The sequence below is a fragment of the Streptomyces sp. NBC_00286 genome (assembly GCF_036173125.1).
GTDB lineage: Bacteria > Actinomycetota > Actinomycetes > Streptomycetales > Streptomycetaceae > Streptomyces.
The window spans coordinates 2,220,451-2,237,871 of record NZ_CP108054.1 but is presented as its reverse complement, the minus strand read 5'-3'; the positions used below and the strand labels follow the sequence as shown (position 1 = coordinate 2,237,871).

General features: G+C 70.7%; 12 protein-coding genes. 6 read left to right on the top strand and 6 right to left on the bottom strand.

All coding sequences use genetic code 11. From position 1 onward, the window contains the following. The first annotated feature begins 35 nt into the window (after positions 1-35). A complete protein-coding gene (locus OHT21_RS10130; protein ID WP_328767929.1) occupies positions 36-590 on the top strand; it encodes a DUF1707 and FHA domain-containing protein in 555 nt (184 codons plus the stop codon). A 193-nt stretch (positions 591-783) separates the two neighbouring features. Beyond that, entirely contained in the window at positions 784-2,112 is a 1,329-nt protein-coding gene (locus tag OHT21_RS10125) for a M14 family zinc carboxypeptidase (protein WP_328767928.1), read from the top strand. A gap of 240 nt (positions 2,113-2,352) precedes the next feature. Here the strand turns inward: OHT21_RS10125 and OHT21_RS10120 are convergent, their stop codons facing one another. The 3 genes from OHT21_RS10120 to glgX all read right to left on the bottom strand — a co-directional run bounded on the left by OHT21_RS10120 (position 2,353) and on the right by glgX (position 8,831). Further along, positions 2,353-3,603: a M14 family zinc carboxypeptidase gene (locus tag OHT21_RS10120; protein ID WP_328767927.1), complete on the bottom strand. Its 1,251-nt coding sequence runs from the start codon at positions 3,601-3,603 to the stop codon at positions 2,353-2,355. A gap of 492 nt (positions 3,604-4,095) precedes the next feature. Next, positions 4,096-6,486 carry a malto-oligosyltrehalose synthase gene (treY, locus tag OHT21_RS10115; RefSeq protein ID WP_328767926.1) on the bottom strand — a complete coding sequence of 797 codons (2,391 nt, stop codon included), beginning with the start codon at positions 6,484-6,486 and terminating at the stop codon, positions 4,096-4,098. Positions 6,487-6,704: 218 nt separating this feature from the next. Further along, positions 6,705-8,831 (bottom strand): glycogen debranching protein GlgX, encoded by a 2,127-nt coding sequence (glgX, locus tag OHT21_RS10110; protein WP_328767925.1) that lies wholly within the window; start codon positions 8,829-8,831, stop codon positions 6,705-6,707. Between the two features lie 172 nt (positions 8,832-9,003). Between glgX and OHT21_RS10105 the strand changes: the two genes are divergently transcribed. From OHT21_RS10105 to OHT21_RS10090, 4 genes are all read left to right on the top strand, one after another. After that, the gene (locus tag OHT21_RS10105; RefSeq protein WP_328767924.1) at positions 9,004-9,825 is read left to right on the top strand and encodes a Tat pathway signal sequence domain protein; all 822 of its coding nucleotides are present in this window, start codon (positions 9,004-9,006) and stop codon (positions 9,823-9,825) included. A 60-nt stretch (positions 9,826-9,885) separates the two neighbouring features. Then, on the top strand, positions 9,886-11,208 hold the full coding sequence (locus OHT21_RS10100) for a copper amine oxidase (protein WP_328767923.1): 1,323 nt from the start codon (positions 9,886-9,888) through the stop codon (positions 11,206-11,208). Between the two features lie 111 nt (positions 11,209-11,319). Continuing rightward, positions 11,320-12,552 carry an SAV2148 family HEPN domain-containing protein gene (locus OHT21_RS10095; protein WP_328774029.1) on the top strand — a complete coding sequence of 411 codons (1,233 nt, stop codon included), beginning with the start codon at positions 11,320-11,322 and terminating at the stop codon, positions 12,550-12,552. A 166-nt stretch (positions 12,553-12,718) separates the two neighbouring features. Further along, positions 12,719-13,441 carry a 3'-5' exonuclease gene (locus OHT21_RS10090; RefSeq protein ID WP_328767922.1) on the top strand — a complete coding sequence of 241 codons (723 nt, stop codon included), beginning with the start codon at positions 12,719-12,721 and terminating at the stop codon, positions 13,439-13,441. 362 nt (positions 13,442-13,803) lie between these two features. Here the strand turns inward: OHT21_RS10090 and OHT21_RS10085 are convergent, their stop codons facing one another. From OHT21_RS10085 to OHT21_RS10075, 3 genes are all read right to left on the bottom strand, one after another. Then, positions 13,804-15,645, bottom strand: a complete 1,842-nt coding sequence (locus OHT21_RS10085; protein WP_328774028.1) for a protein kinase domain-containing protein — start codon at positions 15,643-15,645, stop codon at positions 13,804-13,806. A 214-nt stretch (positions 15,646-15,859) separates the two neighbouring features. Continuing rightward, complete coding sequence (locus OHT21_RS10080) at positions 15,860-16,426, bottom strand: YbaK/EbsC family protein (RefSeq protein ID WP_328767921.1); 567 nt, start codon at positions 16,424-16,426, stop codon at positions 15,860-15,862. Then, complete coding sequence (locus OHT21_RS10075) at positions 16,363-17,412, bottom strand: DMT family transporter (RefSeq protein ID WP_328767920.1); 1,050 nt, start codon at positions 17,410-17,412, stop codon at positions 16,363-16,365. Before OHT21_RS10075 ends, OHT21_RS10080 begins: the two co-directional genes overlap by 64 nt. Positions 17,413-17,421: the final 9 nt, after the last annotated feature.

The following is a 17,421-nucleotide window of genomic DNA, read 5'->3' as shown; positions in this document are numbered from 1 at the left end:
GGACACCTCGGCGCCGCTGACCGACAATCACCAGCGTGACGTCGTCTTTCGAGTTCCACACTTATCCCGCCGCGCGGCTGTCGGACGCCGAGCGTGACAGGGCGTTGAGTGTGCTCCGAGAGGGCGCCGCGCTGGGGCGGATCTCGCACAACACGTTCGTCCACCGGATGGAACTCGCGCTCGCCGCCCGCACCTCCGACGAACTCGCCGCGCTCACCGCCGATCTGCGCAAGGAGAACCGGTTCTCGCGGCTGGTGTTCGGCACGGTGGAAGCGGTCTCCGGCTTCACCGTACGGCTGCGCAGGGCCTGGCAGTCCGAGAAACTCCCCAAGTTGCTGCTGCCGCGCCCCGACAACCCGTACCCGCTGCGGATCGGCCGCGACCCGGCCAGCGGACTCAGACTCAGCCACGAGACGGTCTCCCGTGTGCACGCCGAACTGACCCGCCAGGGCGGCCTGTGGGTGCTGCGCGACCTCGGCTCGACGAACGGCACCGCCGTGAACGGGCGACGCGTGATCGGCGCCGCCGTGGTCCAGGCCGGCGATCAGGTCAGCTTCGGGCGCATGACGTTCCGGCTCGCCGTCGACTGACGACTCCTGCCCCGACGGGCGGAACCGCTCCCTCCAGGTAAACGGCCCGCAAAGGGCGAACTTCCTGCTCGGCGGCGGTGTTGACGTACCCGCGCGATCGTGACTCACTGTGCGTACACCATCCACAGCAAGTGAAGCAACGGCTACTCGCAGCGGAGGTAAGACCCTGCCGCAACTCCTCCGCTACCCGTCCGTGGACGAGCTGCGCGTCCAGGCGGCGGCGCTCGTCCAGCGTCACCCGAAGGACGCCCGGCTGCGCCGGGTGGGCACATCCCGCGCCGGGCACCCGATGTGGCTGCTGTCCGTCGGACACGGCAGCCGTCAGGCCCTCGTCGTCGCCGGCCCGCACGCCAACGAACCCGTGGGCGGCGCCACCGCCCTGCGCCTCGCCGAACGCGCGCTGGCCGACCCACGCCTGTGCCAGGGCGCCGACGCCACCTGGAACCTGCTGCTGTGCCTCGACCCGGACGGAGCCCGGCGCAACGAAGGCTGGCTGTCCGGGCCGTACACCCTCGGCCACTACTTCCGGCACTTCTTCAGACCCGGCTTCCGCGAACAGCCCGAGTGGCTGCCCGACGGCGCCGACGCCGCCGCCCTGCCGGAGACCCGCGCCCTGCTCGACCTCCAGGACGAACTGCGGCCCTTCCTCCAGTGCTCCCTGCACGGCGTAGACGTGGGCGGCGGCTTCGTCGAGCTGACCCGCGAACTCCCCGGCCTCGCCCCGCGCCTCGCCCACACCGCGGCCCGACTGGGCATCCCCCTCGAACTCGGGCCGTACGACACGCTGTACTGGCCCACCCTGGGGCCCGCCGTCTACCGCATCCCGCCCCCGCGGCGCGCGGACCTGGCCGCCGCCATCACGGAGGCGGCGGTCGAGTCCACCTGGTTCCACCCGCACCGGTACGGCACGGTGACCGCCGTCGTCGAGGCCCCCATGTGGGGCGTACGGGCCGTGGGGGACGCCTCGCCGTCCGCCGACCCCGATGCGGCTCTACGGGCCGTCAGCCGCACGCTGCGCCGCGACACCCGGCTTCTTCAGGCGCTGCTCACCCGGATCCGCCCCGGCCTCGGCGCGGCCGCGGACACGGCGTCCCTGCTCGCACCGGTCGACGACTATTTACTGGTCTGCCCCGGCCTCGCCGACTCCTGGGACCCCGACACGGCGGTCGACGACGGTACGCACCCGCTGCCGCCGCTCGATACGGCGCGGCTGACCGCGCTGCGTATCTCCGCGCGGCGGATAGCGCTGCGTACGGCCGGGCTGCTGCACCAACTCGTGACACGCGCCGGCCGTGATCCGTCCGGTGCGCTGCCGGATCTCGAGCGGCTGATCGACGCGTGGTGCGCTGATTACCACGATGGGTATCAGGCGCGGTGGATTCCGGTCGCGCGGCAGGTTGAGTACCAGGCGCGGGTGGTGCTGCACGCCTTTCAGCTCGCGGGCCGCCGGGCGCCGGTGTCGCGGCCTGGGGCCAGCGCGCTCGGCACGACGCCGGCGAAGGCCGAAGTGCCCTTTGAATGAGCTGAGCGCTCGGCTGGATGGGCCGGTTCGAAGCTGCCGGTTCGCTGTGGCTGGTCGCGCAGTTCCCCGCGGGGTGCCTCCGGCGGTTGGGCGGCCGCGGGTTGACTGTGGCTTGGCGCGCCCCGCGGCGGAGCCGCAAATGTCACAGTCCCGCGCCCCTAAGAGGCCCGCGGCCTCCTTTAGGGGCGCGGTATGGCACCGGACTTCGGCCGGTCGCCTCTGGGGCTTGGGGCGCGGTGCTTACTCCGCCCGCTCCCGTGCATGATGTGCCGCCGCCACGACCGTACGGCTCTGGTGTTCCACCTGGTGTTCCAGGGGTACCCAGCGGGCGCGGAAGCGTTCGGCGAAGGCTTCGCTCCAGGAGGCGACCAGGTGTTGCAGGTGGGGGGCCGCGCGGTCGTCCGTCTGCTGGAGGACGCGGAGGAGCATCGCGGCGGCCCGGAGGGGGAGGCGGCGGCCGAAGGCGTCCACGCTGCCTACGTACGCCATCGTCGTGTCCGCCGGAGGGCGACCGGCCCAGTCGTCGGCCAGCCCCGGCACCAGCTCCAGGGCCCACTTCGCGGCCCGCAGCAGGGGGCCGTCGGGGACCGGCAGGCGGGGCAGCGCGTCGGTGAGGACGCCCTCCACCTGGAGCGAGTCCCGCAGCAGCCGGCGCGCGAGATGCCGCATCGCCGCGTCCGGCGCGGGATGCGGCGCCGGGTCGTCCACCAGGTCGCTGGCCCACATCGGCACCTCGACGACCGCGGTGAGACCGCCGTACCGGTGGGCGTGGTACCAGGTGCTGTGCCGGACGTCGTCCGGGATGCTCGGGTACGGCGCGTTCGTGCCCGGCTCCGGCATCACGTGCACCCCGGGTCCGGAGGCGGGCCAGCCCGCCGCGTCCGAGGCGCCCCTCTCCACTGGGATGTGCAGCTCGGCCGCGGATTTGGCGAACGGCTCGGCGAGTCCCGGCACATCCTTCGTCAACTGCACCCAGCTGCCGCCGAGATCCGTCCCGTGGAGCGTCGCCTGGAGGTAGGGACGCAGCTCGTCGATGACCTTCGTGAGGGCACGCGTCTCCGGCGGCAGCCGGTCGGGCGACAGCACGGACGGCGACCACTCCGGCTGCTCGGCCCCGGCCGGGCGGAAGAACCCGAGGTGATAGTCGAGCAGGGTCCGCGGCGCCGGAGTCTCATGAAGACTCGCCCCGTCCGGATCCGCACAGAGCAGGAAGTGCCACGACGTATCGGCCCTCAACTGCCGCTCGTGCAACACCCGTTCGGCCAGCGCCAACAGAGTGGAACCCCCGGTGGGCTCATTGGCATGCGCCCCCGCGACCACCAGCACGGCCCGCTCGGCATGCCCCATGGACAACAGGTGCAGGGGCCGCCCGGCGCGCGAGACGCCGACCTGTCTGAACGAGCACAAACCCGGCCGATGAGAGGCCAGCGCCTGGGCGCACGAGACGAGTTCGGTCACATTGGGGTAGCGCGGTTCCGGCAGGACACTCACCGTTCCTCGGCAGTGAACGGGTGTGAGTCCGTGCACTGGCACGCCCCGAACGGTCTTGGGCGCTTCCCCACTGCCTTAAGGGCGTGGGAGGTGCCCCCAGGTCGTCCGCTTTCGCAACCAGGTGGCGACACGGATCGTGTCCGTGGTCCGGTCCTGGAAGGACGGAGTCCCTCACGACCTGCCCAAGTGGATGCGGCCAGAGGCGACGGGGAGGCCCTGAACCATCTCGCTGGTGGAGCAGGGGCCCCGCACACTGGCGCCGCACCCGGCGTCCCAGGTCGCACACTCACGCTACATCTCTCCCTCCATGGCGCCGCAAGCCTGGAATCTGATCATCACTCCATCGAGCTAAAACGCCCCAACATGAGTGCTCTGGCGAGCGGTTGCTGACCCTTGTCCAGGTCCCGGCGTCGCAATCCGCAGTACTCCACGGACTGGATGAACTGTCAAGGAGGCCTCCGCGGGCGTACGGAGGTATGAGTGGCGCTGACCTCAGCCACGCGAGCCCTCGGCTTCACCCACCCTCTCCAGGAGCACCACGGGCAACCGCTCGAAAAGCGCCTCCACGCGCGCGTGCCCCGTGAACTCCCGCCCTGGAGTGAGCAGATCGGCCCATCGCCCGGCGGGCAGTGGCAGCAGTGTGTCGCGCCAGCCGCCCGCCTCCTCCAGACGCAGGGACAGGCGGGTGACGGCGGTGATCGCCTCCCCGGAGCGCATGAAGGCCACGCAGTGCGCGGCGGCCGGGCCGTCCGCCTCGAGCGGGGTGTACGTCGCCGACTCGCCGAAGACAGCGGGGCGTTGCCTCCGCAGTCGCAGCGCGGTCGCGGTGAGCGCGGCCTTCTCGGCGGACAGGTCGTCCGGTTCCTGGGGCGGGAAGTGGGCCGAGCGGCGGTTGTCGGGGTCCACGAGGGCTCGGTATTCGATCTCCGTGCCCTGGTAGACGTCCGGCACGCCCGGCATCGTCAGGTGGACGAGGGCGGACCCGAGGACGTTCGCCCGTACATGCGGCTCCAGGGAGGCCCTGAACTCGGCCGCACGCCGCCCGGGCGCTCCGCAGGGCCCCGCCCTGAGGAAGGCGGCGACAGAGGCCTCGTACGCGGGATCCTGTTCCGTCCACGAGGTGAACAGGCCGGCCTCCCTGACGTGCTTCAACATGGCGCCCTGGAGCCGTTCCTCGGCCGCGGGCCCGAGGCCGACCGCCGTCTGCCACGCCGCCCATGCCACCTGCGGATCCGGTGCGCCCACCCCGTCGACCGCCGTCTGCCCGGTCACTTCGGCCAGCAGGTCGGCCCAGCGCAGGGGGCACTGGGTGAGGACGGAGATCGCCGCCCGGACGTCGGCGCTGCGCTTGGTGTCGTGGGTGGACAGCGCCGTGCCGGTGGCGGGCCAGTCGCGCTGCACGCGCGCGCAGTACGCGTGGAAGTCCTCCGGGGGCACAGCGGGGTACTCCGGCTCGCCGCCCACCTCGTTGGCCGAGAGGACGGGCACGTACCGGTAGAAGGCCGTGTCCTCGACGGACTTGGCCCGCAGCGCCGACGCGGTCTGCGCGAACCGGGCCCGGAAGCCCTCGCGCGCCGGCCCCTCCCCGGTGAGGCCGAGCACCAAGTCCCGTACGGCATCCACCGCATGGGCTTCCTCGGGCACCGTGAAGGCCCCGCGCGCCTCGTGTGCGGCTTCCTCGGTGACGACCGCCGCGGCGTCCCCGGAGGCGTACGGCCGGTAGACCTGGAGGCGTACGAGGAGCTCGCGCAGCGCGGTGCGCAGGGCCCAGGGGGCGTGGTCGCGGAGCGCGGGGTCCGGGGACGTACGGCACAGGCGGTCGGCCTCGCGGGTCAGGCGGTCGATCTCGGTGGCCAGCTCGTGATGGACCACCTTGTACGCGGCCCGCCGCACCGTCGCCTCCCAGACGCCGCCACGGTCGGCCTGGGGCGCCGCGAACCGCCGGTACTGGCCGAGGAGTTCGCCCGCGCCCGCCGGGTCCGTGAACAGGCCGTCGATGTGCCGCAGCGCGTCATAGCCGGTGGTGCCGGCGACAGGCCAGGCGGCGGGCAGCGGTTCGCCCTCCGCGAGGATCTTCTCGACCACCGTCCAGCGCCCGCCGGTCGCCTCGTGGAGCCGCTGGAGGTACGCGTCCGGGTCCGCGAGGCCGTCGGGGTGGTCGATCCGCAGCCCGTCGACCACGCCGTCGTCCAGCAGCTGAAGGATCTTCGCGTGCGTGGCGTCGAACACCTCAGGGTCCTCGACCCGTACCCCGATGAGCTCCGAAATGCTGAAGAAACGGCGGTAGTTGAGCTCGGTGCGGGCCAGCCGCCACCACCCCAGGCGGTACCACTGGGCGTCCAGGAGCTGCGGCAGGGGCAGCTTCTCGGTGCCGGGGCGCAAGGGGAACACGTGTTCGTGGTAGCGCAGCACTTCGCCGTCGACCTCCAGATGGTCGAGCTGCGTACCGAGCCGCCCCCCGAGCACCGGCATCAGCACCCGGCCGTCCTGGGCCTCCCAGTCGATGTCGAACCAGCGCGCGTACGGCGAGTCCGGGCCCTCGCGCAGCAGCTCCCACAGGGCGCGGTTGTGCCGCGGGACCATCGCCATGTGGTTCGGCACGATGTCCACCACGAGGCCCAGGCCGTGCTCCCGGGCTGTGCGCGCCAGGGAGCGCAGGCCGTCCTCGCCGCCGAGTTCGTCGCGCACGCGCGCGTGGTCCACCACGTCGTAGCCGTGCAGGGAGCCGGGTACGGCCTCCAGCACCGGAGACAGGTGCAGATGCGAGACGCCGAGCGCGGCGAGATACGGCACGGCAGCCGCGGATGCCTCGAACGGGAACTCCGGCTGCAGCTGGAGGCGGTACGTGGCGGTCGGCGCCGGATCGTTGCGCTCAGGTGTCATGGCAACGTACGTACCCGCAAGTGAGCCTTTCGTGTCATCGACACGCTTGCGCTCCGCTAGGTGGGCAGTTTTGACGCTGCGGGTCCGTTGTGGCTGGTCGCGCCCGCGCGGCGGAGCCGCAAATCGATGCAGCCCCGCGCCCCTGAAACGAAGGCCTGCGGCCTCCTTTCAGGGGCGCGGGGACAAGGGGCGCGCGATACGGGGCGCGGGTTTCTACATCACGCCGGCCGCTGCAGCACCATCACGCTGCGGTCCACCAGTGTCAGACGATCCCCCGCCTGCACCTTCGGCCCCGTCCCCGGCGGCACCCCCTCTGCCCGCGACGTATCGACCACCACCTGCCACTGCCTGCCGTGATCGACCGGCACCACGAAGTCCATGGTCTTCGGGGACGCGTTGAACATCAGCAGGAACGAGTCGTCGGTGATGCGCTCGCCGCGCGGGCCCGGCTCGGAGATCGCGTTGCCGTTGAGGAAGACGGACAGGGCGCGGGCCTGCGTGGAGTTCCAGTCGCGTTGGGTCATCTCCTCGCCTGCCGGGGTGAACCAGGCGATGTCCGACAGCTCGTCGTGGGTGCCCTGCACGGGGCGCCCGTGGAAGAAGCGGCGCCGTCGGAAGACGGGGTGCTCACGGCGCAGCCACACCATCGCACGGGTGAACGCGAGCAGTCCCCCGCCGTCCGCAGGATCTTCGAGGTTCTCCGGCCACGGCACCCAGGCCAGCTCGTTGTCCTGGCAGTACGCGTTGTTGTTGCCGCGCTGTGTGCGTGCGAACTCGTCGCCGTGGCTGAGCATCGGCACGCCCTGGGAGAGCATCAGCGTCGCGATGAAGTTCCGCATCTGCCGCGCCCGCAGCTCCAGGACCTCGGGATCGTCGGTTTCGCCCTCGACGCCGCAGTTCCAGGACCGGTTGTGGCTCTCGCCGTCGCGGTTGTCCTCGCCGTTCGCCGCGTTGTGCTTCTCGTTGTACGACACCATGTCGTGCAGCGTGAAGCCGTCGTGGCAGGTCACGAAGTTGATCGAGGCCAGCGGGCGCCGACCGTCGTCCTGGTAGAGGTCCGAGGAACCCGTCAGCCGGGACGCGAACTCCGCGAGCGTGCGCGGCTCGCCCCGCCACAGGTCCCGTACGGTGTCGCGGTACTTGCCGTTCCACTCGGTCCACAGCGGCGGGAAATTGCCCACCTGGTAGCCGCCCTCGCCGACGTCCCAGGGCTCGGCGATCAGCTTCACCTGGGAGACCACCGGGTCCTGCTGCACCAGGTCGAAGAACGACGACAGCCGGTCCACCTCGTGGAACTGCCGGGCGAGCGTCGCCGCGAGGTCGAAGCGGAAGCCGTCGACGTGCATCTCGGTGACCCAGTAGCGCAGCGAGTCCATGATCAACTGGAGCACGTGCGGGGAGCGCATCAGCAGGGAGTTGCCGGTGCCCGTGGTGTCCATGTAGTAGCGGGGATCGTCGGTGAGCCGGTAGTACGAGGCGTTGTCGAGGCCCCTGAAGGACAGCGTCGGCCCCAGGTGGTTGCCTTCCGCCGTGTGGTTGTAGACGACGTCCAGAATGACCTCGATGCCCGCTTCGTGTAGGGCGCGTACGGCCGACTTGAACTCCAGGACCTGCTGTCCGCGGTCGCCCCAGGAGGCGTACGCGTTGTGCGGGGCGAAGAAACCGATCGTGTTGTAGCCCCAGTAGTTGTTCAGGCCCATGTCGACCAGACGGTGGTCGTTCACGAACTGGTGGACCGGCATCAGCTCCAGCGCGGTGACCCCGAGCTCCGTGAGGTGCTCGATGATCGCGGGGTGCGCCAGCGCCGCGTACGTGCCGCGCAGCTCGTCCGGCAGCGCCGGATGGCGCATGGTCAGGCCCTTCACATGGGCCTCGTAGAGCACCGTTTCGTGGTACTCGGTGCGCGGGAGCCGGTCGTCGCCCCAGTCGAAGTACGGGTTGACCACCACCGAGGACATCGTGTGGGGAGCCGAGTCGAGATCGTTGCGCTTGTTCGGCGAGCCGAAGTGGTAGCCGTACACCTCCTCGCCCCAGTCGATGCTGCCGCTGATGGCTTTCGCGTACGGATCGAGCAGCAGCTTCGCGGAGTTGCAGCGCTGTCCGCGTTCGGGTGCGTACGGACCGTGCACACGGAAGCCGTAGCGCTGTCCCGGCATGATGCCGGGCAGGTACGCGTGCCGCACGAACGCGTCGGCCTCCCGCAGCTCTATCGCCGTCTCCGAACCGTCGTCATGGAGCAGACACAGCTCGATTCGGTCGGCGGCCTCCGAGAAGACCGCGAAGTTGGTGCCGGCGCCGTCATATGTGGCACCGAGTGGGTACGCCTGTCCAGGCCAGACCTGCATGGATACGACTCTTCCAGTTGTGCGACGTCGCGTGGGGCGACTCCGGCCCGAGTCTCCCCGAAAGTGATGGAACCACCTATGACTTACGTCCCTCTTACCGACCGGCCAGTGCAACGCGGTATGTCAGTGGGGTTCAAGTGACTCCTAGGGACTACAGGGAGCAGGGGGAAATGTGCGCAAGATAGTGCACCGCCATCTCGGCAAGGTGGTCGCGGGGGCGGGTATAGCGGTCGCCACGACCGCCGTGATGGTCGCCGTCACACTGCCGGGCTCGGCGGGGGCCGATGACTCCGGCACCGGCGCGGGGGCCGGTCAGAGCGGCCAGCAGGCGGGCCAGGAGGGCCAGGGGACGGGCCAGGCCGGTGTGCGGCCGGGGGTCGTCGAGCGGGCCCCGGCGGAGGGTGACACCGGTGAGGGGCGTGATCCGCTCACCGAGGACGAGACCGAGCGTGTCGAGCAGCTCGCTCTGGACCGGCAGCTGCGGAACTCGAGCGAGAACGTCGAGGGCGAAGCGGGCGGGCCGCAGCCGCTCACGGTCGACCTCGCCGATCCCGAGGCGAGCGAACTGGACGACGCGGACGCGCCGCGCCGTGCCGAGGTGTCGTTCTACGACTACAAGGACGACGCGCTCGTCACGAAGACCGTCAACCTCGACACCGGCAAGGTCGAGGCGACGGACACCCAGGAGGGTGTCCAGCCGCCGCTCAGCCGTGACGAGAACGTCGAGGCCGCGGAGCTTCTGATCGCCGACCCGCTCGGCGAGGGCCTGAAGGCGGACTACAAGGACGCCACCGGCAACGAACTGACCAAGCCCGACCAACTGCTGCTCAACAGCATGGTCTACCGGGCGAACGCGGGTGCGCCCGCCGCTCTCGCCGACTGCGGAGAGCACCGCTGCCTGCGTCTGTTCGTGAAGGTCAAGAACGGGCCCTGGATCGACACCCGTGACCTGGTGATCGACCTCAGCGCCCGCAAGATCGCCAAGGTCGGCTGACCCGAGCCGCATCAGTTCGTCTTTCCAACTCACGCTCTTCTTTAAGGAAGTCATCACTCCATGCGCGTGAACAGAATCAGCCGTGCCCGCAGCCGGACGATGGTGGGCCTGTCGGTGGCCGCCCTGACCGTCGGCGCGACCTCCGCCGCGGGACCGGCCGCCGCCAAGCCCGCGGCCAAGCCGAAGGCCGCCCCCGCGGCGGCCGCCGACTGCAGCGCGGCGTACAAGATCGAGCAGAAACTGGCCGCCGGTACCAAGTGGACGATGTGCTGGCGCTACGACAGCTATGCCGGACTCGTCCTGGAGAACGTCTCGTACCAGCCCAAGGGCGAGGCCCGTCCGATACGCGTCCTGACCAGCGCGAAGGTCGCCCAGATCCACGTCCCCTACGACGACGGCTCGGTCGAGTACGACGACCTCACCGGCGCCGGCTTCGCGCAGGGCCTGATGAACATGGCACCCGGCGAGTGTCCCGGCGGCACCATCAAGACGGTCAAGGTCCCCGACGCCGTGGACCCGGCGAACTCGAACGTCAAGGGCCTGTGCACCACGACCCGCTCCCGCGGACACGCCTACCGCATGCAGGGCGACACCGCGAACAAGGTCTGGCAGCGGCAGGGCAAGGACCTGCTCGTCTACACCGTCAACCAGACCGGCTGGTACGAGTACATCACCGAGTGGCGCTTCCAGGACGACGGCCAGATCAACATGAACGTCGGCGCCACCGGCAGCCTCTCACCCGGCGACTACGACGCCGGCGACGGCCGCGGCTGGCCGATCGGCAAGGGCGCCAAGGACTACGCCACCAGCCACAGTCACAACGTCTTCTGGCGGCTCAACTTCGGCCTCGACGGCAACCCCAAGAACAAGGTCGAGCAGTACGACTCCAAGGTCAGCCCGCCCGCCCAGGGCGGCGAGGCCCCGCGCAACAAGACCACCCGCACGCCGATCACCAAGGAACTCGCGGGCGACGCCAAGAACATGCGCTGGTGGCGGGTCGTCAGCACGACCGGCAAGAACAAGGACGACCACCCCCGCTCGTACGAGATCGTCCCGGGCGCCACGTCCAAGTACCCGGGCCGCAGCTACACCAAGCACGACGTCTACTTCACCCAGTACAAGAAGTGCGAGCAGTTCGCCAGCCACAACCCGCGCAACTGCGGTGCCGGAGGCGGCAAGTCCGTCGACAAGTGGGTCAACGGGCAGAACCTCACTCACCCGGTGGCCTGGGTGAACATCGGCTTCCACCACGTTGCCCGGGACGAGGACCAGCAGCCGATGCCGGTCCACTGGCAGGGCTTCTCCCTCACCCCGCGTGACGTCACCGCTATGAATCCGCTCACTCCGCCCGCCCTTGCCGATCAGAACGGTCAAGTGGAATAAGGACGTTGAGAAACGACCTGTCCATCCGGCTGCACCGTTGACCGCGCACGGAGTACCCTTCCTTGATCGTTGGCTGGGGGAGTGCTCGGGGGAGCGGAAGGCGGTGCGCGGGTGGGCTCGGGAGGGCGGGAGTTGCCTCCTGGTGACGTTGGTCACGAGGGGAACTCCACGGACGTCCCGCCCGGGGCGGTGTCTCTGGCGAGACCGATGGAAATCGGTGCGGAGCTGGACTGGGGCGCCGACGCCTGGGGCGAGGTGCGCACGCGCGCGCAGCGGGCCGGGCGCGCGTACATATGGCTGAACCTGGTCGAACAGCGGCTGCGCGCGGTCGTGGCCGCTGTTCTGCGCCCCATCTACGAACCCGTGCACGGCGAGGACGACTGGGTGGTCGCCGCCGCCGGGCCGGCCGGCCAGGAGTGGGTGCAGCGCGCGGTCGCGGTACGTGAAGTCAGCCGCCGCAAGGGCTACTTGCTCGACCCGGCCGACGACAACGTCCTCAGCTTCCTCACCCTGCCGCAGCTTCGCGAGCTGATGGTGCAGCACTGGCCCTGCTTCGAGCCGTACTTCGACGAGCGCCGGGACGTCGAACTCGCCCTGGACGAACTGGAAGTCACCCGGAACGTCGTATCGCGCAACCGCGCCCTGTCCGAGGCCGTGCTGGCCCAGGCCGAGCGCGCCTCGGCGAGACTCCTGGAGATACTCGGGGCGGGCAGCGATGTGCCGTCCGCGCGGCGGCTGCCCGTCGACGCCGTCGAGAACCTGGTCGGTGATCGTTACGCGGACGTGGTGGGCGTACACCCCGACCGGGTGCGGCTGATGCGGCAGTTCCCCGCCGAGGACCTCTTCGGCAGCGCCCGCCGCCTCGACGCCATCGGCATCGGCCTGAACCTCCTGGTGCAGAACTTCTCCGGACGGCGGCTCGTACGCCTCGCCGAGTCCGGCTGCCGGGTGCGGCTGCTGTTCCTGAACCCCGCCTCCAGCGCCGTGAAGCGGCGCGAGCGCGAACTCGGCCTCAAGCGCGGCGAGTTGAGCCGATCCGTCGAGATGAACATCCTCCATATGCGGCGCGTGAGGTCCCGGCTGCGCGATCCCGGCGCCTTCCAGATCCAGGTCTACGACGAGACGCCCCGCTTCACCGCCTACCTCGTCGACGGGGACGGCTCGGACGGCATAGCGGTCGTCCAGTCGTATCTGCGCCGGACGCGGGGGATGGAGGCACCGGTGCTCGTACTGCGCGGTGGGGGCCGCCTGGTCAAAGCGGAGGACACCGGCGAAGAGGGGCTTTTCGGTACGTATCGCGAGGAGTTCGAGCTGGCTTGGGCGGATTCGCGGCCTGTGTCCTGACAACTCCCGTGACCGGCAAGGGGAACGAGCGGTGCGCGCGGCGAAATGGGTGCCGGATGGGAGGCGGATGGGGTGGCGATAAGCGGAACGCGGTCCTCTGATTGTCAGTGGCTCATGGGATCGTAGAGATCACTGGGGGAACGCACCACGAAGAAGGGGGCCCGGTATGGGCTGGCACGGCGAGCTGCTGATCGGCTTCGACCTGGAGACGACCGGGACGGATCCGCGCGAGGCGCGCATCGTCACGGGAGCCGTGATCGAGGTCAGGGGCGGGGAACCGATAGGGCACCGCGAGTGGCTGGCCGATCCGGGAGTCGAGATTCCTGCGGACGCGGTGGCGGTACACGGCATCAGCAACGAACGGGCGGCCGCGGAGGGCCGCCCGGCCGATGAAGTGGCCGATGCCATCGCCTCGGTACTCGTCTCGTACTGGAAGACGGGCGTCCCGGTCGTGGCGTACAACGCGGCCTTCGACCTGACCCTGCTCTCCGCGGATCTGCGCCGCTACGACCTGCCCTCACTGCGCGAACGCCTCGACGGCCTCGCTCCGGCCCCGGTCATCGACCCGTACACCATCGACCGCTCCGTGGACCGCTACCGCCGCGGCAAGCGCAACCTCGAGGCGGTCTGCGCGGAGTACGGCGTCGCGCTCGACTCCGCCCACGACGCCTCGGCGGACGCCCTCGCCGCGGCCCGGCTCGCCCACGCGATAGCCGTCCGCCACCCGAAGATCGCGGCCCTCGGCCCGGCGGAGCTGCACCGCCGCCAGATCGAGTGGTACGCCGAGTGGGCGGCCGACTTCCAGAGCTTCCTGCGCCGCAAGGGCGACGCGACCGCGGTGGTGGACGGGACGTGGCCGCTGCGGGATTCGGCTAGCGAGCGGGTCTGAGGACGCGCGCCGACCGCACGGCCGCGCACGGGACGTGGTGACACCGCAGCCGCGGCGTGGCCGCCTTGCCCGGCGTCGGCTGTCTCGGCTGCGGAGCGTGAGCTCGTACGGTGCGACCGCCGTACTGTCTCGGCGGTCGGCGAACGGCGGTCGACGTGCGGCGAACTGGTCGACGGCTGCGGCGTACCGCTGAGCGGTGGGCCCGTGTCCTCGACGAGGCCGCGACGGCGCGACCGGTTACGGGGTCGGCGAACGGCGAACTGGCCGACGGCTGCGGCGTATCGCTGAGCGGTGGGCCCGTGTCCTCGACGACGCCGCGACGGCGCGGCGGCGCGACCGGTCAGGTCACGGCGTCAGGGACATCACTCCGTGCTGCGCAGCGCGACCCAGGTCTCGCGGGCCACGACGCCGTCGGAGGCCAGTCCCTTGCCGCTTTGGAAGCTTCGCACCGCGGACTCCGTGCCGGGGCCGAACTCGCCGTCCACGCCTGAGCTCCCCACGCTGTGTCCGCGCTTCGTCAGCATGCACTGCACCTGCAGCACGCGTTTGCCGCTGTCCCCCGGGCGTGTGCGTCCGTTGCCGGAGTAGTGAGTGCAGTCGGAGATCCAGGGCGGGGTTGCGGGCTCGGGAGGCGAGCCGCTCGGGGACGGAGTGACGTCAGTGGGGGCGCTGGTCTTGGGGCCGGGAGCAGAGGGATCGTTTCGCCGGTTGTCGTCGGCGGTGTTGGAGACCTCAGGACGCGAGGCGTCGACGCCGCCGACGCCGTTGGCGCCATTGCCGGACGCGCCATTGCCGGACGCACCTGGGGCAGGCTTCCCGGCCGAGGCGTCCGGCACCGGCGAGACGCCGGCATCGCCGGGCACGGTGCCGACGGCGGTCGGCGCACCGGCTCCCGGAGTGGAAGCGCTTGTGTCGGTGTCCTGACGAGTGAGCATGAAGACCCCCGCGGCCACCGCGCAGAGGGTGATGCCCACGGCGACGGCCAGCACAGGCTTCCTCCGTGCCCAAGGACGGGCTCCCACCGGGCGTGACTGCCCCGTGGACTGCCCCGCGGACTGTCCCGGCGGTGTGACGTCGGAAGGAGCCGCCGCCTGTACCGGCGGTCCGGAACCGGGCGGAGAGGGCTGGGACACCGGCCTGGAACCGGGCGGAGCGGGCTGGGACGCCGACCCGGAACCGGGCGGAGAGGGCTGGGACGCCGACCCGGAAGGGGTCCGCGGCTCCGCCACCGGCCGGTCGTCCGAGGACCGTAGACGAGTCGTCAATTCGACGGGCAGGCGGTGCAGCGCCTCGTACGCCCGCTGTCGGGCCAGCACCTTGCCGCCCAGCGGCTCGGGCCAGGCGGATGTCCCGGAGTGCGCCCCGGCCGCCCCGGCCGCCGCGTCGATCAGGTCCTGCGGGGCGGGCCGCATCGCAGGTTCCTTCGCCAGACAGTCGGACAGCAGCGAACCGAGCGCCGCGTCCGCCGCCGAGACCTTGCCCATCACCTCCGAATTCGGCTCCTCGAACGCCACCCGGTGCATCACATCCACACCCGTGCCGTCACCGAACGGACCACGCCCCGTTGCCGCGTAGACCAGCGTTCCGGCCAGCGAGAAGACATCCGACGCCGTGTCGCACAGGCCCGTCCGCAGGTGCTCCGGCGACATATAGGCCGGAGTTCCCACCCGGTTGCCCGTACCGGTGATCGCGCTCGCGTCCGCGGCCTTCGAAAGGCCGAAGTCGATCACATGCGCGCCCTGGACGGACAGCAGAACGTTGGACGGCTTCAGGTCCCGGTGCACGATCCCCGTGGCGGCGAGGTCGGAAAGCGCCTGCCCCAGTTCCATCACCAGACGCCAGACCGTGGCCGTCTCCAGGGCGCCGTCCTCACGTATGGCGTCGGCCAGATCGACTCCCGGGACGTACTCGGTGGCTATCCACAGCAGTTCGTCCTCGAAGCCCGTGCCGCATAAGCGCGGCGTGCGCGGTGTACGGACCCGCGCGTGCACCGACGCCTCATGCTTGAACCGGCGCCGGAACTGGGCGTCCTCCGCGTATTCCGGCCTGATCACCTTCACCGCGACCAGGCCCGGGCCGTCGTCCGCCGGACGAGCCAGATAGACCCGCCCCATGCCACCGCTGCCGAGCGTCCCCAGCGGCACATATGGGCCGACACGCCTCGGGTCGCCGGGCCGCAGAGGTACGGCACCGGTTTCCCGCAGTGCGGCAGCCTCGTTCGTCGCTGAGTCCGCTGAGTCCGCTGAGTCCGCTGAGTCCGGTGAGTCCGGTGACTCCGGTGGCGCCGGTGACTCCGGTGGCGCCGGTGGCGCCGGTGGCTGTTGTGACACGTACCCCCCGAAGTGCTTTCATGCGTACGTCAGTTCGCCCCCACTGGGATCACGAGGCTAACCTCCGCCCGGACCTGCGGTCAGCCCTTCAACCACTTCTGTCACGCGAGCCACCAGGGATGGCTTGATCTGGTGCAGGACTCGCGATCCGCTCCACCCGTGGCTCGGCGACACGGGCGTAGTCCTCGCCGGAGATGACCAGGGAACGGTCGAGGCGGGCGGCGTTGAAGTAGAGCCTCGGCTGCGCCACGACGTCCGGGTCGGCGACGAGTTCGAGGTCGGGGTCGAAGCTGAAGGGGAGGACGGTGCCGGGTACGGCGCGGGCCAGGCGCTCGGCGGTGGCCGCGTCGCTGAAGCCGGCGTAGCGGGCGGCGTAGAGCGTCCGGACGGCGTCCAAGTCCACGCGGCGGTCGCCGGGGACGACCGCGAGGACATGGCGCGTGGTCTTCCTGTCCAGCTTGACCCTCAGGACGATGCACTTCGCGGCCTCCGAGGTGGCGTGACCGCGCAGTGCGCTGACGGCTTCGGTGGTGCCTTCGGGCTCGTGGTCGATGAGTTCGTAGGCGATGGAGGAGGTCTCGAGCAGGGTGATCAGACGGTCGTAGGTTTCGTGGGTGTGGGTGTGGGTGTGGGTGGCGCCGGGGCTGTCGGGCATGCGGGGTCCTCTTCGGTGGCGTTCAGGTGCGTGGGGTTCGAGGGCTTGGCGTCCAGGTGCGTGGCGGTCGGGTGCGTGGCGGTCGTGAAGTCCGTGGTGCGGTGGGCGCGTTCGATGGCCTGGCCCCAGTACGTTCCGGCGACCATCAGGGCCGCGCCGAGACCGGTGAGTACGGTGAAGTGCTCGCCCGCGAGGCCGATGCCGACAGCGGCGGCCCAGATCGGTTCGGTGCCGAGCAGGAGGCTGGCCCGGCTGGCCGAGGTGCGCTGGACGGCCCACGTCTGCGCGAGGAACGCGAACACACTGCAGAACAGGGCGAGATAGAGCAGCTGCCCCCAGGCCGCGAATCCGACGTGCGCCAGGTCCGGAAGGTCGCGGGCAGCGGGCGCCAGGAACAGGGCCGAGCCGACCAGAGTCTGAACTGCCGTCAGCTGCAGCGGACGTATCGTCCGGCCCGCGGTGAGCCGTCCGACGAGTACCACGTGCGCCGCCCGTACCACTGCGGCGCCCAGCATCAGCAGGTCACCGAGGCGGAGTGCGTGGAACCCGTTGCCGGCCATGAGGAGCCCGACGGCCAGCACGCACACCCCGGCGGCGACGAAGAAGACCGGAGGCAGACCGCCACGGTGACCCGAGCGGTCCAGGAGAGGGGTGAGCACGATGGTCAGGCTGATGATCAACCCCGCGTTGGCGGCGCTCGTGTGGGCGACGCCGTAGGTCTCTATCAGCAGGACGGCCGCCTGGGTGACTCCCAGTGGCACACCGGCCCGGATCTCCTCACGGGTCCACCCGCGGGCCCGCCCATGGGGCCCTCGACGGGCGGTGGCGACCAGGCCGAGGCAGGTGAGCGCGGACAGCGCGTACCGCGCGAAGAGCACCACCAGAACGGGGAGCGCGGCGGCCGCCGTCTGGGCGGAGAGATAGCTCGAGCCCCAGACGAGGGCGACAAGGAGAAGTACCGCATCGGTACGGCGGGCATCAGGCACGCGCCCACC